The organism is uncultured Escherichia sp. (genome assembly GCF_948475835.1).
Taxonomy (GTDB): domain Bacteria; phylum Pseudomonadota; class Gammaproteobacteria; order Enterobacterales; family Enterobacteriaceae; genus ECMA0423.
On sequence record NZ_CAOLGM010000085.1, the window covers coordinates 1 to 20,246 of the forward strand.

The 20,246-nt window shown below is 50.8% G+C and carries 20 protein-coding genes, 1 other RNA gene and 1 pseudogene; 6 read left to right on the top strand and 16 right to left on the bottom strand.

Features of this window, described 5'->3' with window-relative positions:
* Positions 1-355: 355 nt before the first annotated feature.
* The 12 genes from QZF50_RS16080 to kbaZ form a co-directional block, all read right to left on the bottom strand.
* A complete protein-coding gene (locus QZF50_RS16080; protein WP_001307409.1) occupies positions 356-1,111 on the bottom strand; it encodes a galactosamine-6-phosphate isomerase in 756 nt (251 codons plus the stop codon).
* Positions 1,112-1,903, bottom strand: a complete 792-nt coding sequence (agaD, locus tag QZF50_RS16085; RefSeq protein ID WP_000534351.1) for a PTS galactosamine transporter subunit IID — start codon at positions 1,901-1,903, stop codon at positions 1,112-1,114.
* The gene (gene agaC / locus QZF50_RS16090) at positions 1,893-2,696 is read right to left on the bottom strand and encodes a PTS galactosamine transporter subunit IIC (protein ID WP_000544489.1); all 804 of its coding nucleotides are present in this window, start codon (positions 2,694-2,696) and stop codon (positions 1,893-1,895) included. The genes agaD and agaC overlap by 11 nt, the downstream gene beginning before the upstream one ends.
* Positions 2,697-2,734: 38 nt before the next feature.
* Positions 2,735-3,211: a PTS galactosamine transporter subunit IIB gene (agaB, locus tag QZF50_RS16095; RefSeq protein WP_000098017.1), complete on the bottom strand. Its 477-nt coding sequence runs from the start codon at positions 3,209-3,211 to the stop codon at positions 2,735-2,737.
* Between the two features lie 166 nt (positions 3,212-3,377).
* Positions 3,378-4,238 (bottom strand): tagatose-bisphosphate aldolase subunit KbaY, encoded by an 861-nt coding sequence (kbaY, locus tag QZF50_RS16100; RefSeq protein WP_000022766.1) that lies wholly within the window; start codon positions 4,236-4,238, stop codon positions 3,378-3,380.
* 12 nt (positions 4,239-4,250) lie between these two features.
* Positions 4,251-5,405 carry an AgaS family sugar isomerase gene (locus QZF50_RS16105; RefSeq protein ID WP_001114873.1) on the bottom strand — a complete coding sequence of 385 codons (1,155 nt, stop codon included), beginning with the start codon at positions 5,403-5,405 and terminating at the stop codon, positions 4,251-4,253.
* Between the two features lie 350 nt (positions 5,406-5,755).
* The gene (gene nagA / locus QZF50_RS16110) at positions 5,756-6,889 is read right to left on the bottom strand and encodes an N-acetylglucosamine-6-phosphate deacetylase (protein ID WP_001307408.1); all 1,134 of its coding nucleotides are present in this window, start codon (positions 6,887-6,889) and stop codon (positions 5,756-5,758) included.
* The gene (gene agaF, locus QZF50_RS16115) at positions 6,886-7,320 is read right to left on the bottom strand and encodes a PTS galactosamine/N-acetylgalactosamine transporter subunit IIA (RefSeq protein ID WP_000948824.1); all 435 of its coding nucleotides are present in this window, start codon (positions 7,318-7,320) and stop codon (positions 6,886-6,888) included. The genes nagA and agaF overlap by 4 nt, the downstream gene beginning before the upstream one ends.
* A gap of 17 nt (positions 7,321-7,337) precedes the next feature.
* The gene (gene agaE, locus QZF50_RS16120; protein WP_061892540.1) at positions 7,338-8,216 is read right to left on the bottom strand and encodes a PTS N-acetylgalactosamine transporter subunit IID; all 879 of its coding nucleotides are present in this window, start codon (positions 8,214-8,216) and stop codon (positions 7,338-7,340) included.
* A complete protein-coding gene (gene agaW, locus QZF50_RS16125) occupies positions 8,206-8,985 on the bottom strand; it encodes a PTS N-acetylgalactosamine transporter subunit IIC (protein ID WP_000406214.1) in 780 nt (259 codons plus the stop codon). The genes agaE and agaW overlap by 11 nt, the downstream gene beginning before the upstream one ends.
* 10 nt (positions 8,986-8,995) lie before the next feature.
* Entirely contained in the window at positions 8,996-9,469 is a 474-nt protein-coding gene (gene agaV, locus QZF50_RS16130; RefSeq protein ID WP_001295547.1) for a PTS N-acetylgalactosamine transporter subunit IIB, read from the bottom strand.
* A 22-nt stretch (positions 9,470-9,491) separates the two neighbouring features.
* Entirely contained in the window at positions 9,492-10,772 is a 1,281-nt protein-coding gene (kbaZ, locus tag QZF50_RS16135; RefSeq protein ID WP_000681921.1) for a tagatose-bisphosphate aldolase subunit KbaZ, read from the bottom strand.
* Positions 10,773-11,020: 248 nt separating this feature from the next.
* Here kbaZ and agaR point away from each other — a divergent pair, with 248 nt between their 5' ends.
* Positions 11,021-11,830, top strand: a complete 810-nt coding sequence (agaR, locus tag QZF50_RS16140; RefSeq protein ID WP_000072187.1) for an aga operon transcriptional regulator AgaR — start codon at positions 11,021-11,023, stop codon at positions 11,828-11,830.
* A 54-nt stretch (positions 11,831-11,884) separates the two neighbouring features.
* On the opposite strand, the gene yhaV is transcribed toward agaR, so the two are convergent.
* From yhaV to QZF50_RS16155, 3 genes are all read right to left on the bottom strand, one after another.
* Positions 11,885-12,349 carry a type II toxin-antitoxin system ribonuclease toxin YhaV gene (yhaV, locus tag QZF50_RS16145; RefSeq protein WP_000347267.1) on the bottom strand — a complete coding sequence of 155 codons (465 nt, stop codon included), beginning with the start codon at positions 12,347-12,349 and terminating at the stop codon, positions 11,885-11,887.
* Positions 12,349-12,684, bottom strand: coding sequence for a type II toxin-antitoxin system antitoxin PrlF (gene prlF / locus QZF50_RS16150; protein ID WP_001307405.1), 336 nt, complete (start codon positions 12,682-12,684; stop codon positions 12,349-12,351). The genes yhaV and prlF overlap by 1 nt, the downstream gene beginning before the upstream one ends.
* 148 nt (positions 12,685-12,832) lie before the next feature.
* Positions 12,833-14,437, bottom strand: coding sequence for a galactarate dehydratase (locus tag QZF50_RS16155; RefSeq protein WP_061892539.1), 1,605 nt, complete (start codon positions 14,435-14,437; stop codon positions 12,833-12,835).
* A 374-nt stretch (positions 14,438-14,811) separates the two neighbouring features.
* On the opposite strand from QZF50_RS16155, the gene garP reads away from it, so the two are divergent.
* The 5 genes from garP to rnpB all read left to right on the top strand — a co-directional run bounded on the left by garP (position 14,812) and on the right by rnpB (position 19,503).
* Positions 14,812-16,146, top strand: a complete 1,335-nt coding sequence (gene garP, locus QZF50_RS16160) for a galactarate/glucarate/glycerate transporter GarP (protein ID WP_000599636.1) — start codon at positions 14,812-14,814, stop codon at positions 16,144-16,146.
* A 15-nt stretch (positions 16,147-16,161) separates the two neighbouring features.
* Positions 16,162-16,932, top strand: coding sequence for a 2-dehydro-3-deoxyglucarate aldolase (garL, locus tag QZF50_RS16165; protein ID WP_001058227.1), 771 nt, complete (start codon positions 16,162-16,164; stop codon positions 16,930-16,932).
* A gap of 29 nt (positions 16,933-16,961) precedes the next feature.
* Entirely contained in the window at positions 16,962-17,852 is an 891-nt protein-coding gene (garR, locus tag QZF50_RS16170) for a 2-hydroxy-3-oxopropionate reductase (RefSeq protein ID WP_001303675.1), read from the top strand.
* A gap of 96 nt (positions 17,853-17,948) precedes the next feature.
* Entirely contained in the window at positions 17,949-19,094 is a 1,146-nt protein-coding gene (garK, locus tag QZF50_RS16175) for a glycerate 2-kinase (protein WP_061892538.1), read from the top strand.
* Positions 19,095-19,126: 32 nt separating this feature from the next.
* Positions 19,127-19,503, top strand: an RNA gene (gene rnpB, locus QZF50_RS16180) — RNase P RNA component class A.
* A 387-nt stretch (positions 19,504-19,890) separates the two neighbouring features.
* On the opposite strand, the pseudogene QZF50_RS16185 reads toward rnpB, so the two are convergent.
* Positions 19,891-20,246: pseudogene (locus tag QZF50_RS16185) on the bottom strand (hypothetical protein); the annotation flags it as partial.

Below are 20,246 nucleotides of genomic sequence, written 5' to 3' on the forward strand. Positions count from 1 at the left end.
GAATATATGTTCAACATCTTTAAAGATTATACAGGTAGAAATATTTCATTGAACATTAAATAGACTAAACTTTAAGATTATATTTATATGCAAATATTCTATGTTTTTATTATATTGATATGAATTTTCTATGTGTTAAAAAGAGTATAAATGCCTGACTTTGCTGCGCCAGGGGCCGAGTCAGAATACGAGGTGATTTATTAATAGAACAAGTTATATGTATATCTAAAATTAAATTGTTGAACATAACTCCTTTTGCTATTGGCGTTATGTTCAACCCAGTCAAATGTTATTTAATATAATGCGTGACTGTTGAATAAGTTAATTTAAAAATTTTGAGCAAATTTTCATCTGGTTAGGTATTAATTAAACAAATAAAGTTACTGTGCAGCCATAAAAACGAAGCCGGGATAGCGGTGGAGACTTTAGCCGTGAGAAAACGTTCTGTCGCATCCTGCTTTCCTTCGCCAGTCACCAATAACAAAACCTCGCGGGCATTGAGAATATCCTTCAGGCCTAAGGTGATCCCACGAGTCACGGGGCGACCCGTGGTTTTTAACATCTCATGTTGCTGTGTTCTGGCATCAAGTTGACTGATATGGCAGGCCGGTTGTAGGCTTTCTCCCGGTTCGTTCAGCCCAAGATGACCGTTTTTCCCCAATCCTAGAACGCATAAATCCAGACCGCCTTTGCGCGCAATCAGGTTCGTTACCCGTTCGCACTCTGTCTCATTTATCTCTTCGGAGCGAAAGCTGATGAGCTGGTCTTCACGCAGCCCCAGCGGCTGCACGATATGCTGTTGTAGGAAAGTTTCGCAGGTGCCAGGCATCGTTAATGGCAGATCCACCCATTCGTCGAGCTTCACGAAGGTGAGCTGGCTGATATCAACCTGCTGCTGGTGGATTTTTTCTACCAGATAATGATACGTCAGTAATGGCGTGGCTCCGGTCGCCAGGCAAATCACGGCATCCGGTTTGCTACGGATCACAGCCAATAAATATTCGCTGGCTCGTTCACTTAACGCCGTATAGTTTTCAACTTGCTGAAGGGTTTGCACAGGATGAAATTCCTTAAGTAAAGAGGCACCGCCAGAAGCAGTGCCTCGTTCCATTTACAAAATGCCGAATGCGGAACAAACAATAGAGAGCACAAAAGTCACGCCGATTAACAGCACCGGATGCGCTTTTTTCACCCGCAGGAAGTAATACATCAGCAGGGTGTAGGCCATCGGTAAAATGTTCGGGAAGACTTTATCGAAGAAATCCTGTTGCAGCGCGACGCTGTGGGTACTGTCGATGGCAAACGATGTCACCACGTTAATATGCACATACGAAGCGATCAGCCCGCCGATTACCGTGATCCCGAGGATGGTTGCCGAGCGAGCAATCATCTGCGAGTTCTCTCGCACTTTATCGATCGCCTTCACGCCGACTGAATAACCGACGTGGGTCCAGCCGACGCGCAGGAAAAAGATAAGCAGGTAAACGGCGAAAAATAGAATCGGCCCCAGCAGGTTTCCCTGGCTGGCAAATGATGAGCAAATTCCCGCCATAATCGGCAACAAAGTAAACCAGAAAATCGCATCGCCAATCCCGGCGATTGGGCCAAACAGTGCCACTTTGAGGCCTTTAATGGTGTCGCGGTTTTCTCCTTTTTCTTCCATCGAAATTAATAACCCCATCAGGAATCCGACCAGATTCGGGTGGGTATTAATAAATTCGAGGTTATCTTTCATCGCCGCGCTTAAGCCCGGTTTGTCGTCCTTATAAATCTTTTTCAGGATCGGCAACATCGCCCAAGTAAAACCGCCCGCCTGCATCCTTTCGTAGTTAAAGCTCGCTTGCAGCAGCGACGAACGAAAGCCCAGACGGGTGATATCTTTTTTACTGATTTCAGATCCCATTGCTGTAGTCCTCTTCTTCATTTTTACTGGCAACGGGCTGCGGTTGCGCTTGCTGCCGGGATTTCGCATTGAAAAACTCATACACCGCAAAGCCTGCGCCCAGTACGGCAACCGGCAACAGGTTGCTGACCTGGATGTAGCAAACAAACAGGAAACCGGCGATCAGGTAAGGGATATATTGCGCTTTGAACATTACGCGCAGCAGCAAGCCAAAACCAACGGCAGGCAGAATACCGCCAGCCACTTCAAAGCCGTGGGTCAACCAGGCGGGCATCGCTTTCACCAGCGCCTGCATCGCCCCTTGTGCCAGGTAAGTACAGAGGAAAGCAATCACCGCATACGCTGAAGCGACGATGAGCATCGTTGTCCAGTTAAGCCGGGAAAACGCTGCCGTATCCGCCTCTTTCGCGCATTTATCGGCTTTGGTCATAAATAATGAGAAAGCGGAATAGAAGAACAGAATGACGTACTGCATTAACAAACTAAACGGCAGGCCAAGACCAATTGCTGTTTTGGCATCAACGCCCGTAGACCATGCAATGACGGTGGTCATCAGACCCGCCATAATCGGGTTGGGCGGCTGAACACCACCTGCAGGGGTTAATCCGGCGAAAGCCAACTCTGTCAGACCACCGGTAATTAAGCCAGTCTGAATATCACCGAGAATAGCGCCAGTTAGGGTACAAACGATTATCGGGCGGAATAAAAATAAGGCTTCCAGCCAAAAATCAATCCCCAGAACGAAAACTAACGCCGCCAGGGATAATCCCTGAAGTAGGGTTATTTCATGCATTTTTATTACCTCAAACCAATATTAAGGCGATTTTAGATTTAGTCAGGGATTTGTTCTTTTTGATCGCCAGGGACGTCCTGAATGAAAACATTCACGCCACGTTGTTTAATAAAACGTAAGTCCGCGAGATCCTGGTCATCGACATAAACTTTACTGCTGATTTGCTTTTTCCCTTCCGAGAAATGCATATTGCCGACGTTGATATCTTTCAGGTCAATGCCACCTTCTACCAATTTACGTACCGTTTGTGGCGTACGGCAAATCAGGAAGATCTTCTGATGCGGTGCAGCTTTGCCGATGACGTTAATGGTTTTTTCGATAGTAAAGAAACGAATGCCAAAGCCGTAGGTTTCTGCGGTAATACCCATTAATTTCTGTTGAATATCATCGTTAGCGACAACATCATCCACGACTACCAGCAGATTCGCACCGATGGTGGATGTCCAGGTCACGCCAACCTGACCGTGAACCAGACGGTTATCAATACGGGTTAAGAGAATATTTGGACTGCTCATTGTGTAATCCTCACCATAAAGTTGAATAATATAATTTTTTTTAATATATTATTGTTGCGATATTGTACTGATGTATTTATTAAGGTTTAGTCATCTCCTTTTCCATTAAGGCACTCCCCGATATTAATCGGGAAGTACATTGGGATAAATCATAAAAAACTAATGATTATGCTGAAATTCGATTCGCTGAACCACAGACATTAATTTTATTTCTGACAACTTCTTTCATCGCATCCATTCCGACGCGCATATAATAACGAGGATCATTACCCTGCGGATTTTCCGCAAACCAGGCTTTAACCGCGCCAGCGAAGGCTATTTTTAATTCTGTGGCAACGTTCACTTTTGTGACGCCAAGTTCAATAGTGCGACGGACAAATTCATCCGGAACATCGCTGGCACCATGTAGCACCAGAGGAACATCCACCACTTCACGAATTTCCGCCAGCCGCTGGAAATCAATCTTCGGCGTTTTGCTGTATAAGCCGTGCGCCGTACCAATCGCTACCGCCAGGCTGTCGACGCCAGTCAGTTCGACAAAGCGTTTAGCTTCTTGTGGATCGGTCAGGAATGCACTTTCGGCGTCAACGCTCATGTCATCTTCAACACCGCCCAGGCGGCCCAGTTCTGCTTCCACGCTGCAATCCTGTGAGTGGCAGAAGTCAACAACCGATTTCACCAGCTTCACGTTCTCGGCAAACGGGAAGTGGCTGCCGTCGATCATTGCACTGCGCACACCTGCGTGGACTTTACGGCGAATATCATCCAGCGATTCGTGGTGGTCGAGATGCAGCGCCAGTGGCATGTTGTAGGTTGTGGAATAGGCGCTGCACAGGGCGTAGATCTCTTCCAGCGCGATATGTTTAAAGGTCCCCGGCGTTCCGGCGAGGATCACCGGCGATCGCATTTCACTGCACACTTCGAGGATCGCCTGGATCGTCTCGGCGTTATGAATGTTAAAAGCAGGCACCGCGTAGCCATTGGCCTGGGCGTCCTGTAACAGATATTTAGTGGAGATAATGCTCATAATGCGATCCTCTTATGCCTGCCACGGATGAATGATTACGCCTTGCACCACGCGGTTAACGGTGCCGCTGGCTGATGGGGTATCCGGCGTATTGCCCATGTGCAGCGACTGCATCAGTGCAAACGTCTGGGCGTACATCAGGAAGCAAAATGCCTGCTCAACGTCGATAAAGTGACGTGACGGCGGCAGGATAATATGTGGACCGGCAGCGACGATGTCGGTGCTTTCCGCGGCGATGGCGATTACGCGCATTGCCTGGTTGTCACGGCGGAGTTCAGCCAGCAGATCAAGATCATACTGACGGGTGTAAGGGTGGCTGGAGACAAATACCACCACCAGTGTTTCGTTATCGACCAGCGATTTTGGTCCATGACGGAATCCGGTTGGAGAATCATAAAAGGCCGCCAGTTTACCCGCCGTCAGTTCCAGCACTTTCAGCGCCGACTCGCGTGCTGCGCCCTGTAAGCCACCGCTGCCGAGATAAACGATCCGTTTCCACGGTGCGTAACCAAACACACCTTCGCTGAAATCGCCCAGTGAGGTCAGGATCGCCTGGCAACGATCCGCCACGTCGCGGAAGGTTTGGCTGTTGATCGTCTCAGGTGCGAAAACCGCGAGGCAGCTGGCCATCATGGTGGTAATGCTGCTGGTCATCGCAAAGCCGCGATCGTGCGTTTCTGCGGGCATCAGCAGGGCAAACGCGTTATCGCTGTTGATCGCGTTTTGGTAAAGAGCGCCCGCTTCGTTGCAGGTGATCGGCAGGTGATAGCATTCTGGTACAAATTGATTTGCCAGTTCCACGGCAGCGACGCTTTCCGGGCTGTTGCCGGATCGACCGAAGGAGATCAACAGCAGCGGATGGGCTGGGTTCAGGTAGTCCATCGGATTGGTGACCAGATCGGTGGTCGGTACGGCGCTGAAGTTTTTACCGGTATGGCTGGCGAGCCACGGCGCGATGATGTCACCGATAAATGCCGACGTTCCGGCTCCGGTCAGGATGATCCGCAGATTCTCTTTGCGCAGTAACGGTTCAAGGAAGTTATTGAGCGCGGAACGTAGCGCGTCGATGTTGGTGAGTGAACGGATCCATGCGCGAGGCTGATGGCGGATCTCTTCTTCAGTCCATGTACCGGTTGCGGCGGCAGCAGGGGTGTAATTTTCTGGCATAACTCAATCCTTAGTCTGATGAACTTGACGTCGGGCGTTGTCGCTTTCACTTGCCTTTCGTTTCATTTCACTTGGTGATGTCTTTCGTTGATTAAAATCTATAGAAAAGAAACTGAAAGTTCAATGAAGAAAAAGGAAATAAAACGAAATCTGTGATCGTTGAAAGAAAAGACAAGGGAAGATTAAAGAATTGCGTAATGACGTCGCTATGTTCACCGATTGCCGGATGCGGCGTACCGTAGGTCGCATAAGACGCGTTAGCGTCGCATCCGACACCGCTGCACAGATCAAAAAGAAAGAAAAAGAAAGGCCTTACGGGGGAAGTGAAGGCCCAATAATGGAGCAAACCATCAAAACGAAGCTAATTGACCCTGAATCCAGATTTGTTGCACATGTAGCCCGCTATCCAGCGCAACGACGCTGGCGCGTTTGCCCGGTTTAAGCGATCCCAGAACACCATCAACACCCAGCATTCGCGCCGGATGCAGCGACGCCATATGGATGGCTTCCGCAGGCGTTACGCCCGTCAACTCGACCATATTGCGCACTGCCGCATCAACAGACAGCGTACTGCCCGCCAGCCCACCAGACGCGGTACGGACAACGCCACCGTGCATCTGCACTTCTTCACCACATAACGTATAGCGACCATCCGGCATCCCAGCTGCCTGCATCGCGTCGGTGATCAGTACGATTCTCTCTTTCGCACAGCAACAACACAGCGACATTGCCGCCGGATGCACATGATGACCATCGGCTATCAGTTCCAGCCAGGCGCGCTTGTCCGTTAATCCCGCGCCAACCATTCCCGGTTCGCGGTGATGTAAACCTGTCATCCCGTTATAGCAATGCACCAGGCCGTCGGCACCAGCATCAAACGCGGCGCGAGTTTGTTGCCAGGTCGCCGCGCTATGCCCCAGCATCACTCGTACATTTTGCTGTTTAAGATGGCGGATGGCCTGCAATGCCCCCTCTTTTTCCGGTGCCAGCGCTACCACGCGTAAGGTGTGCTGAGAAACGGCAATCAATTGATCCAGCTCGGCAATTTCAAGCTCGCGAAACAATTCCGGCGGATGCGCGCCTTTATTCTGCGGCGTGAAGTACGGTCCTTCGAGATAACTCCCCAGCACTTGCGCACCAGGTCCGCCGCGTTGGCAACGTTGAGCAATACGTTTCAGCGCCGCATGAATGGTATTAAGCGGCGCGGTTACGGTGGTCGGTAACCAACTGCCGACACCTTCGCGTGCCTTGTGCATTGCCAGCTTGTCGAGTACATCCGGCGCGTCATCCATTACATCAACGCCCGCACCACCGTGTACATGGGTGTCGATGTAAGCGGGGCAGAGCAGTTCCGCATCGCGTTCAGTCACGCCCACTGGAATCGGTTCGATTGCTGCGATGACACCGTCAGCAATACGCAACTGATGGTCATCGAGCCATCCCTCTTCAGTCAGCAGCCTTCTGGCGCGCAGAACGTGTGTCATATTCCTTCCTCGACCGGACATTCTTCATGGCAGCGGCCTAACTCGTCCACCAGACTGGTCAGCCCTCGGTGTCCACACTCCAGCGCCTGTACACGGAATTCTTCACCGCTTAACCCTTCGCGCTCCAGCACCATCTCCAGTAGCAGTTGCAAATTGGTGCCGGTGATCACTTCACAGCCCGGTTTTTGCATCGCCAGCGTTGAAGCTACGCGAAACGGCGTGCCGCCCAGCAAATCAGTCAGAAAAACAATGCCGTCTTCACAATCCAGTTGGGCGATGGCCTCTTCAAGCTGCGATGTAAGCAGCGCGGTGCTTGAGGTTTCGGGAAAATCGATGGCAATAAACTGCGATTGCTCGCCGAGGATTTGCTTCATTGCTTTTTCCATGCCACTGGCAAACCCGCCATGCCCTGTCAAAATAATACTTAACATCTAATACCTCATTGTATTTAAAGGAAATGGCAGAATTTACCGACGATGCCGAGAACCACGGTAACTGCAATCAGGCGCAGCGGACTCCAGCCGCGGCGTACCAGCCAGAACATGGTCAAGGTGTAGACCAGCGGTAAGAAGGCAGGCATCAGTTTGTCAATAACATCAGTCTGTAACTTAACCACTGCGTCGCCCGCTGTGATTTCCAGCGTGGTGCTTAAACGAACATAGTTTGCCACCAGCGCGCCGATTACCGTCATCCCAACGATAGACGCAGCATGGCCGACTTTTTTGGTATTCGCTTTAATGAGTGGAATCGCCGCCACGCCCATGCGGTAAGCATAATGCGCCAGACCAAAACGCAGCCCCAGGTGTATCACGTTGAACAGCACAATAAATACGACTGCGCCAAGAATAGAGCCTTGTAGCGCAAGGCTTGCGCCTATCCCGCCACAAATCGGCAGTAGCGTTAGCCAGAACATTGCATCGCCAATCCCGCCGAGCGGCGCACCGACGGCAATTTTGGTGCTCTGAATACTGTTAACGTCCTGCTTAGAACGCTCCATCGCAAGGATAATGCCGATAACAAATGTCACCAGAAACGGATGGGTATTGAAGAAACCCATATGCCCCTTCATGGCGCGCGCCAGGTCGCGTTTATTAGTGTGGATCTTTTTCAGAGCAGGCAGCAGACCGTACAACCAGCCAGAAGCCTGCATACGTTCGTAGTTAAAAGACGCTTGTAACAGCATGGAACGCCAGGCGACGCGGTTGATATCTTTTTTCGTCAGCTCCGCGCCAATGCTCTGATCTTCATACACGTTTTCATTGACGCCAGTCAGCAATGTTTCTTCGTTTTCACTGACGTTCGGCAGGGTGGTTTGATTAGATGCCATCTTCAAATTCCTCTTTCTGTGCCGCAGGTTGAGTCGGTTCAGGAGATTTACGCAGCAGGTCGATCAGCGCCATCGCCAGCGCAGCGGCAGCAATAGCCAGCACCGGTAACTTGAGCCAGGCTGCGGCAACAAAGCCCAGGATGAAGTAGGGGATGTAGACGTTTTTCATCATGATTTTCAGCAGCACGGCAAAACCGATTGCTGGCATGATGCCGCCCGCGACGCCGAGGCCGTCGATTAATCGTTGCGGCAGGACATCAATGATGGTTTTTGCATGTTCCGCGCCGAAGTAGATAGGCAGGAAAGCGCAGAGAAAATAGAAAGTGCCGAGTGCCAGCAGTGCCAGATAGTTCACGCGTTCAATGCCGCGAGTATCGGCGTTCTCCGCCATCCGGTCGCAGCGAGACATCACGCCAGACATCACCGAGAACAGGAAGGTAATCCCCATCTGTACTGCGACAGCGAAAGGTACGGCGACACCGACCGCGACATCGGGTTTCACGCCAGTAGTAATGGCAAACGCCGTGCCGACGATAGTACCGATAATCACGTTAGGCGGCTGTGCGCCCGCCAGCGGGGCCAGCCCCATCCACACCAGTTCCAGCGTACCGCCGGTTAAAATTCCGGTATGCAGATCGCCAAGTACCAGCCCGACCAACGGGCCGAGGACCACCGGGCGGTGCATATGTGTTAGGCCGTTAAACATATCCAGGCCAGCGATAAAGGCGATAATGCCCAACGCAAATGCCTGCAACAGGCTGATTTCCATGATGAATCCCTCAAAGTAATTTAAAGAGGTCCACAGCAGGCTCTGTCGGGACGCCCTGAACGAAGCATTCCACCCCAGCGGCTTTCAGGTCGTTAAATGCTGCGATATCGCCCGCATCCACAGAAACCGTTTTGGCGATTTGTTGTTTGCCATTGGCGTAGTGCATATTGCCAACGTTAATGCGATTCACCGGAACGCCACCTTTCACCAGCGTCAGGAAATCGGCGGGTGTTTTACAAACCAGCAGGATTTTCTGTCGATCGGCGGCGCGATGAATGTTGTCGATAACTTTTTGCAGCGTCCAGAAACGTACGGCGATCCCTTCTGCCAGTACCATTTCCATCAGGTTTTGTTGTACCGGATCTTCGGCAACCTCATCGTTGGCTACCAGCACCAGATTTGCCCCCGCAAATCCGACCCACTGAACGCCGACCTGACCGTGAATCAAGCGTTCATCAATCCGGCTTAAAACAATATTTGGCATAGCGTGTTCCTCTTTGTTTTGCTTATTGGCCTTCACAGGCTGTGTAGTACTGCGCCAGGATGTCCTGAATATGGTTGATAATGAGTTCCCGTGGCGTCGGTTGCAGCTCGCCGGAGCGAACTTTCACGTATTGCAGCGGCAGATACTGGCTGATGAGCGGTAGCGGAATTGGTGAATCCGCCAGATTACGAACCAGATGAGCGAAAGCGTCATCAATCTGGCTGTCCGGCCAGTAATAGCGCACGCGATCCGAGTAGCTATAACCACGCGCCAGACGACGCGCGTTGCCGTCACCGTGGTAGTGGCTTTGCCAGTATTCCGGGCGGTCGAGCATCACGTCTTCCAGCACCTGACGCAGACCAGAACAGGCTTTCGCTGGCACCAGTTCTTCTTCAATCGCCGCCAGAGAGAACAGAGCTTCACGCAGGGCGAAGGTCAGCGCCGGGCCAACTTTCAGAATGGCAAAGTGGTCAATCACCAGCTGGCGCAGCGATTGCGGCGTTTGATAATCGGTAGAGTGCGCTTCGAAAATCAGCGTTTCGTAGTTTTCGACCATCTGGCTTAAGGCGCTCGCTTTGGCGGGCTGATAATCAATAACGTTGGTGTGATCGAATTCGACGCCGGGTTGAACCACCAGGGCAATGATGCGTGGCCAGATGGCATTCAAACCTTGCTTTTCAAAGGCGTGACGATGGGCTTCCAGCGTGGCGCGGGCGGCATCCGGCGTGGTGACCGCCAGCTCGCTTAAGGTTTCATGCGCGCCGCCAGGTACCGGCACTTCGGTACCAATGACATACTCCAGATCGGCTTCGCCAAAGTGTTCAAGACAGGTTTCTTCCGCCACTTTCGCCAGACGGGCGGCGCGTTCAGCCACGATGTCATCAGTTAAGGGAATCGGATCGTCCTGACAGGACATGCTGCAATCAAGGTGGATTTTTTTGAATCCTGCCGCAACGTAGCTTTTAATCAAATCATCGGCATTGGCCATTGCCTGAGCGGCCGGCAGGTTTTGCCAGCGGTTTGGCCCCAGATGGTCACCACCCAGAATCAACGCATCCTGCGGGAAATTCAACGAGTCGGCGAGCTGACAAACAAAGCCGCGAAAATCGGCGGGCGTCATTCCGGTATAACCGCCGAACTGGTCTACCTGATTGGAGGTTGCTTCAATCAGTAACGGCGTTTGGTTTGCACTGGCGTAGCGGATTGCAGCCTCCAGCACCAGCGGATGTGCGGAACAAACGGCATAAATTCCATTTGTTTTGCCCGCTTTGTGCTGTCTCACCATTTCTGTCAGATGTTTCACTTTCCTCTCCAGTTCAGATTACTGCGATATTAATCTTTCGTTTTGTTTCAGTTGATACTGCGTCATGGTGAGATAAAAATAAAACGAAAGATAATAGTTTTCTGATCTGATTCACAAAAGAAACATAATGAAAGTCACTGAAACGAGAGTAGCTTGCGTCAATGGGCAAGGTGGGCTTGCATTTGCTTAATAGAAAGGCGTTAATAGGCAAAACGAAATGAAACGAAAGTTTTACGAAAGGACTTACTATGAGTAATACCGACGCTTCAGGTGAGAAGCGAGTGACTGGCACCAGCGAGCGACGAGAACAGATCATTCAGCGTCTGCGACAGCAAGGGAGTGTGCAGGTTAACGATCTGTCGGCATTGTATGGCGTATCTACTGTGACGATCCGCAATGATCTGGCGTTTCTGGAAAAGCAGGGGATCGCTGTGCGTGCCTATGGTGGCGCGTTGATCTGCGATAGCACGACGCCGTCAGTCGAGCCATCAGTGGAAGATAAAAGCGCGCTGAACACCGCGATGAAACGCAGCGTTGCGAAAGCTGCCGTTGAGTTGATTCAGCCTGGTCATCGGGTGATCCTCGATTCCGGGACTACCACTTTTGAGATTGCTCGTCTGATGCGTAAGCACACTGACGTAATTGCGATGACCAACGGTATGAACGTGGCTAATGCGTTGCTGGAAGCGGAAGGCGTTGAGCTGCTGATGACCGGCGGGCATTTGCGCCGTCAGTCGCAATCTTTTTACGGCGATCAGGCTGAGCAATCGCTGCAAAATTACCACTTCGATATGCTGTTTCTTGGTGTAGATGCGATCGATCTGGAGCGCGGCGTCAGCACACATAATGAAGATGAAGCCCGTTTAAACCGTCGGATGTGCGAAGTTGCGGAACGGATCATCGTGGTCACCGATTCCAGTAAATTCAATCGTTCCAGTTTACATAAGATCATTGATACTCAACGTATCGACATGATCATTGTTGATGAAGGCATTCCTGCGGATAGTCTGGAAGGACTGCGAAAGGCTGGGGTTGAAGTGATTCTGGTCGGGGAGTGAGAAAGGGTGCCCGCTGGTCAACACGAATACGTTCGGCGGGCATTGTGAACACCATCAATGGTTTTCTTCTGTCTCTTGGGTGAGGCTTTCCCAGTCGGCAGGAGGATGTCCTCTTTTTAACATTTTGCTGAATACGGTATAGGCATCTGTTTTTTTACCGTAGGTGCGCAGAGTGTTTTCATCGTTCATCCATCCCAGAATGATGACTTTCTCTTTTTCACTATAACGAAAGAAGAGACGATAACGACCAGCACCAAATTTTACCCGTGACCAGTCTTTATTTTTCCCAGAGCCTAACGACTTGCCATGACGGAATGCCGGTGATGATGGATTGACCGTGATATGCTCCTCAATCACTTTATGGACTACCGCCAATAACTTTGTGGCGGCTTTTCTCTGATAATTTTCAGGATCTTTTCCCTTTAATGTCTCGACTTCGGCAACTAAAGCGTCGTAGGTTTCCTGAAAACAGGGATGAGCATATAGCGCCCAACCATTAACCCTTTGTGGAAAATCCATTATTCGTCGTCGCCAATCTCATCATCAATGTTGACGTCCATGCCAGCGACAAGTTTCTTTCCTTGTTGAATGTTGAATGGACGAGTTTTTTGCGGGTTGTTCTGGATATCTGCATCCAGAAAACGCAAAAATGCATTCATAGTATGATCCTCCTGTTCATCTCCCAGTCGGCACATAAAGACTTGCCCACCAGGCAGAATTTCGTAATGAATGCTGTCCTGGCCTGGCTTCAGTTTTAAGGCCTCACGCACTGGCGCGGGGATAGTTGTTTGTCCGCGTATCGTGACCTTTGATTCAGTGGTCAGTACAGCGTGAGAGCGAGCATTAGCGGGCATGATTCACTGTCCTTTTACAGCCTGTTTTCTGCTCAAATTATAAGCTTGAACTAAGGTAATGCAAATGCATTATTAATGGACGTGGGGGCTTTAAACAATAAAAACATGGCACTAAGGCCATGTTTTGCGAGGGACGTTCCAAAAGAAATCAGGTCACCGGTGCCGGGTTAAACACTGCCAGCTGGTTATGCAGCCCCCATTGATCCGAGAAGGTTTTCTTCTTCCCGCTGGCGACGTCGAGAATAAAGTGGAACAACTTCCAGCCCACCTCTTCAATGGTTTCTTCGCCGGTGGCGATAGTGCCCGCGTTAATATCCATTAAATCAAACCAGCGGTTCGCCAGCTCGGTGCGGGTCGCCATTTTAATGACGGGTACCGCCATCAGGCCGTACGGCGTACCACGACCGGTCGTAAACACTTGCACGGTGATACCCGAAGCCACCTGTTGCGTGCCACAGACAAAATCGCTGGCTGGCGTCGCGGCGTAAATTAATCCGCGTTTAGTCGGGCGTTGACCGGGCGACAGCACTTCAACAATTGCGCTTTTACCCGATTTAGCAATGGAGCCGAGTGCCTTCTCTACCACGTTTGCCAGACCGCCTTTCTTGTTGCCCGGCGAAGGGTTGGCGCTGCGGTCGGTTTTTCCCATATTGAGATAGTTATCGTACCACTCCATCTCCTCCAGCAGCCGTTTGCCGACCTCTTCGTTCACTGCGCGTGGTGTCAGCAGATGGATCGCGTCACGCACTTCCGTGACTTCTGAGAACATCACCGTTGCGCCGCAGCGCACCAGTAGATCAGACGCATAGCCAACCGCCGGGTTTGCCGTTACGCCAGAAAAGGCATCGCTGCCACCGCACTGCATGCCGACAACCAGTTCTGAAGCCGGACAGGTTTCTCGCTGACGTTGATTCAGTTTTTGTAGATGGCGTTCGGCGACCTGCAAAATATCCTCGACCATGGACTGAAAACCGACATGCTTTTCATCCTGCAAACTGACAATGCTGGCGCTTTCTACTGGAATAGCTTGCACATCATCCGTGCCGACCAGCAGGCGCTCAGGCTGCAACTTTTCACAACCCAGACCAATCACCATTACTTCGCCGCCAAAGTTAGGGTTCAGCGAAATATTGTGGATGGTACGAATAGGCACAACTGCCGCCGGTGCGTTAATCGCCACGCCACAGCCGTACAAATGATTCAGCCCCACCACGCCACAGCCGTACAAATGATTCAGCCCCACCACGCCATCGACGTTCGGGTATTTCGGTAGCAGATCGCGTTCAATGATTTTTACTACATAGTCCACCACGCCTGCCACACAGTGGACGCTGGTGGTGATGCCGAGCAGGTTTTTGGTGCCCACGCTGCCATCGGCATTGCGATAGCCCTCAAAGGTGTATCCTTCCAGCGGCGGTAAGGGGGCCGGGACTTTGGTTGCCAGTGGCAGCGTGTGTAACGGCGGCGCTTCCGGTAGTACAACCATTGATTCGTCGATCCAGCTTCCGCGTGGGATTGCACGCACGGCGTAACCAATCACTTCGCCATAACGAATAATTTCACCATTAGCCGGAATGTCCAGCAATGCGACTTTATGCCCCTGGGGAATATGTTCAATTAATTCCAGTCCATCCGGAAAACGCGTTCCTGCTTTCAGGCCATTATCATTAACAATAATTGCCACATTATCTGTGTCGTGAACTTTTATATAAAACGCAGTTGGCGTTTCTTGTCTGATTTCGATGTTGGCCATTGTGCAATATTCTCCAGCCAGGGGTTATTAAAATGAGGACCTGGTCTCATTTAAAAATAAATGACTTCATTGGGTGAAATAAGAATGTCAGGAGTTTAAACGCAGAAATGTGATCAATGTCAATCATTTCAGGGATTGCAGTGCCGCCCGGCAAGGTAAAGCGCAAATCTGTGCTTTAGCGCGCAACCTTATGTGCATATGCTCAAAATAATATTTAAATAGTATTAATTAAATTAGCATTTGCACAATGATTATTATTCTCGCGCTGCTTATACTAATTCCCGAGTTCATTGCCGTTACGGCATAAATGAAACTCATAAATAACACCTTCCCCATAATAATAAAAATCAGCATAAGTACCCGAGGTAAATAAAATGATTCTGGACACCGTTGACGAAAAAAAGAAAGGCGTGCATACCCGCTATTTAATATTACTGATTATTTTTATTGTTACCGCCGTTAACTACGCCGATCGTGCAACGCTGTCTATTGCTGGTACCGAAGTGGCAAAAGAGTTGCAGTTAAGTGCGGTTTCGATGGGTTACATCTTTTCTGCTTTTGGCTGGGCCTACTTGCTGATGCAAATCCCCGGCGGCTGGCTGCTTGATAAGTTTGGCTCGAAAAAAGTTTATACCTATAGCCTCTTTTTCTGGTCGCTATTCACTTTCCTGCAAGGCTTTGTTGATATGTTCCCGCTGGCCTGGGCAGGGATCTCCATGTTCTTTATGCGCTTTATGCTCGGCTTCTCGGAAGCGCCATCATTCCCGGCGAACGCCCGTATTGTCGCCGCCTGGTTCCCGACGAAAGAACGTGGTACTGCCTCCGCCATCTTTAACTCGGCGCAATATTTCTCGCTGGCGCTCTTTTCGCCTCTGCTTGGCTGGCTGACTTTCGCCTGGGGCTGGGAGCACGTCTTTACCGTTATGGGGGTGATTGGTTTTGTGCTGACGGCGCTGTGGATCAAATTGATTCATAACCCGACAGATCACCCACGTATGTCTGCGGAAGAGCTGAAGTTTATCTCTGAAAATGGCGCGGTGGTCGATATGGACCACAAAAAGCCGGGCAGCGCGGCAGCAAGCGGTCCCAAACTGCATTACATCAAGCAATTGCTCTCTAACCGCATGATGTTGGGCGTATTTTTCGGACAATATTTTATCAACACCATCACCTGGTTCTTCCTCACCTGGTTCCCGATTTATCTGGTGCAGGAAAAAGGCATGTCGATTCTGAAAGTGGGTCTGGTCGCCTCGATTCCGGCACTGTGTGGTTTTGCGGGCGGCGTGCTGGGAGGTGTCTTCTCGGATTATCTGATCAAACGCGGTTTATCCCTGACCCTGGCACGTAAGCTACCGATTGTGCTGGGAATGTTGCTGGCTTCCACCATCATCTTATGTAACTACACCAACAACACCACGCTGGTGGTCATGCTGATGGCGCTGGCTTTTTTTGGCAAAGGATTTGGTGCTCTGGGCTGGCCGGTGATTTCTGACACCGCGCCGAAAGAGATTGTTGGCCTCTGTGGCGGCGTCTTTAACGTCTTTGGCAATGTTGCCTCCATTGTCACTCCACTGGTGATTGGCTACCTGGTAAGTGAACTGCACTCCTTCAATGCAGCACTGGTTTTCGTGGGATGTTCAGCGCTGATGGCGATGGTCTGCTACCTCTTCGTAGTTGGCGACATTAAACGTATGGAATTGCAGAAATAAGCAAAGGTATAAGCGATGAATAACGATGTTTTCCCGAATAAATTCAAAGCCGCACTGGCTGCGAAACAGGTACAAATTGGTTGCTGGTCAGCACTCTCTAACCCGATTAGCACTGAAGTTCTTGGTTTGGCTGGGTTTGACTGGCTGGTGCTGGATGGCGAACATGCGCCAAACGATATCTCCACGTTTATTCCGCAGTTAATGGCCCTGAAAGGCAGCGCCAGCGCGCCAGTAGTGCGAGTGCCGACCAACGAGCCGGTAATTATTAAGCGTCTTCTGGATATCGGTTTCTATAACTTCCTGATTCCTTTTGTAGAAACAAAAGAGGAAGCAGAGCAGGCGGTGGCATCAACCCGTTACCCACCGGAAGGCATTCGCGGCGTCTCCGTTTCTCACCGCGCCAATATGTTTGGCACCGTGGCGGATTATTTCGCTCAGTCGAACAAGAACATCACCATTCTGGTCCAGATAGAAAGTCAGCAGGGCGTAGATAACGTCGATGCCATTGCCGCTACCGAAGGTGTAGACGGTATCTTCGTCGGCCCCAGCGATCTGGCTGCGGCATTAGGCCATCTCGGCAATGCCTCGCACCCGGATGTACAAAAAGCAATTCAGCACATTTTTAACCGTGCCAGTGCGCACGGCAAACCCAGCGGTATTCTCGCGCCGGTCGAAGCCGATGCGCGTCGTTATCTGGAATGGGGCGCGACGTTTGTGGCTGTCGGCAGCGATCTTGGCGTCTTCCGCTCTGCCACTCAGAAACTGGCTGATACCTTTAAAAAATAACCACCACCGCAACAAGAGAGATGATTGATATGACTATGAAAGTTGGTTTTATTGGCCTGGGGATTATGGGTAAACCAATGAGTAAAAACCTTCTGAAAGCAGGTTACTCGCTGGTGGTTGCTGACCGTAACCCAGAAGCTATTGCTGACGTGATTGCTGCAGGTGCAGAAACAGCGTCTACGGCTAAAGCGATCGCTGAACAGTGCGACGTCATCATAACCATGCTGCCAAACTCCCCTCATGTGAAAGAGGTGGCGCTGGGTGAGAATGGCATCATTGAAGGCGCGAAGCCAGGTACGGTATTGATCGATATGAGTTCTATCGCACCGCTGGCAAGCCGTGAAATCAGCGAAGCGCTGAAAGCGAAAGGCATTGATATGCTGGATGCTCCGGTGAGCGGCGGTGAACCGAAAGCCATCGACGGTACGCTGTCAGTGATGGTGGGCGGCGACAAGGCTATTTTCGACAAATACTATGATTTGATGAAAGCGATGGCGGGTTCCGTGGTGCATACCGGGGAAATCGGTGCAGGTAACGTCACCAAACTGGCAAATCAGGTCATTGTGGCGCTGAATATTGCCGCGATGTCAGAAGCGCTAACGCTGGCAACCAAAGCGGGCGTTAACCCGGACCTGGTGTATCAGGCAATTCGCGGTGGACTGGCGGGCAGTACCGTGCTGGATGCCAAAGCGCCGATGGTGATGGACCGCAACTTCAAGCCGGGCTTCCGTATTGATCTGCATATTAAGGATCTGGCAAATGCGCTGGATACTTCCCACGGCGTCGGCGCGCAACTGCCGCTCACAGCTGCGGTTATGGAGATGATGCAGGCACTGCGAGCAGATGGTTTAGGAACGGCGGATCATAGCGCCCTGGCGTGCTACTACGAAAAACTGGCGAAAGTCGAAGTTACTCGTTAATGACGTCGTGCCCGGATGGCGTATTGCAATCCGGGCCTGGAATCCAGGCCGAATAAGAGAAACGCCCTCCGGCGTCATGTGGTAACAGGCATAGGTATGAAAATCGTAATCGCCCCAGACTCTTATAAAGAAAGTTTATCTGCCAGCGAGGTTGCGCAGGCGATAGAAAAAGGATTTCGGGAAATTTTTCCTGATGCACAGTACGTTTCTATTCCGGTTGCCGACGGTGGCGAAGGAACGGTGGAAGCGATGATTGCAGCCACCCAGGGTTCTGAACGTCACGCCTGGGTTACAGGGCCGCTGGGCGAGACAGTGAATGCCAGTTGGGGGATCTCCGGCGATGGCAAAACCGCGTTTATTGAAATGGCGGCGGCCAGTGGGCTGGAGCTGGTACCTGCGGAAAAACGCGATCCACTCGTGACCACTTCACGCGGCACAGGCGAGTTAATCCTGCAGGCGCTGGAGAGCGGCGCGACAAACATTATTATCGGCATTGGCGGTAGCGCTACAAATGATGGCGGCGCAGGCATGGTACAGGCGCTGGGGGCGAAATTATGCGACGCCAACGGCAATGAAATTGGTTTTGGCGGCGGTAGTCTTAATACTCTGAATGATATTGATATTTCCGGCCTCGATCCGCGCTTAAAAGATTGCGTCATTCGCGTCGCTTGTGATGTCACCAATCCGCTGGTGGGCGATAACGGCGCATCGCGCATCTTTGGCCCACAAAAGGGAGCCAGTGAAGCGATGATTGTTGAGCTGGACAATAACCTCTCTCACTATGCCGATGTCATTAAAAAAGCGCTGCATGTTGATGTGAAAGATGTCCCCGGCGCAGGAGCTGCGGGCGGTATGGGTGCGGCGCTGATGGCGTTTCTTGGTGCGGAACTGAAAAGTGGTATTGAAATCGTCACTACGGCGCTGAATCTGGAGGAACATATTCACGATTGTACGCTGGTGATCACCGGTGAAGGGCGTATTGACAGCCAGAGTATTCACGGCAAGGTACCGATTGGCGTTGCAAACGTGGCGAAGAAGTACCATAAACCGGTGATTGGCATTGCGGGTAGCCTGACCGATGATGTTGGCGTTGTACATCAGCATGGCATCGATGCGGTCTTCAGCGTATTGACCAGCATAGGTACGTTGGACGAAGCATTCCGCGGGGCTTATGACAATATCTGCCGTGCTTCACGTAATATCGCCGCGACACTGGCGATTGGAATGCGCAACGCGGGGTGACAAGGGCGCGCAAACCCTCTATACTGCGCGCCGAAGCTGACCAGACAGTCGCCGCTTCGTCGTCGTCCTCTTCGGGGGAGACGGGCGGAGGGGAGGAAAGTCCGGGCTCCATAGGGCAGGGTGCCAGGTAACGCCTGGGGGGGAAACCCACGACCAGTGCAACAGAGAGCAAACCGCCGATGGCCCGCGCAAGCGGGATCAGGTAAGGGTGAAAGGGTGCGGTAAGAGCGCACCGCGCGGCTGGTAACAGTCCGTGGCACGGTAAACTCCACCCGGAGCAAGGCCAAATAGGGGTTCATAAGGTACGGCCCGTACTGAACCCGGGTAGGCTGCTTGAGCCAGTGAGCGATTGCTGGCCTAGATGAATGACTGTCCACGACAGAACCCGGCTTATCGGTCAGTTTCACCTGATTTACGTAAAAACCCGCTTCGGCGGGTTTTTGCTTTTGGAGGAGCGGAAAGATGAATGACTGTCCACGACGCTATACCCAAAAGAAAGCGGCTTATCGGTCAGTTTCACCTGATGTACGTAATAAACCGTTCCGGCGGGTTTCAGATTGTTGAGTGCGCTTTATTCATGCCGGATGCGGCGTGAACGCCTTATCCTGCCTACAAAAGCACGCAAATTCAATATATTGCAGAGATGGCGTAGGCCTGATAAGCGTAGCGCATCAGGCATTTTTGCGGTTGCCATCAGTTTCAAACCCGCGTCAGTGAGTTTTTGCTTTTGGTGCACAGGGTAAGATGAATGAATATCTACGGTATTAATTATAGATTTTGTAAGAAGTTATTAAGTCTATATTGCATTTAAAAGGTCGTAATCATACGTATATTCCTCTCTGGTAAAATATAGATTCTCTGAGTTATATGCTTCATATGTGTTATATTTTACAACCTCAAAGCAATTGTCAGGAGAATTTTCGTCTTTCTCGAGTGTATTATCTGAAAGGAATTCCTCTGAGCTAGAATCCTCTATGTTTAAATCTGTATTGTAATTAATTTTTGGATCGATAAGATAAGCATTTTCTTTGACGCTTTCATAATCTTTAATGATTATATCGATGTAATAATCTATTTTTTCTGATGAGAATCCTTTCATCTCTGGTAATTTAATTCTGTTCAAGTAATTGTTAATTTTCGATGAGTTTTTAT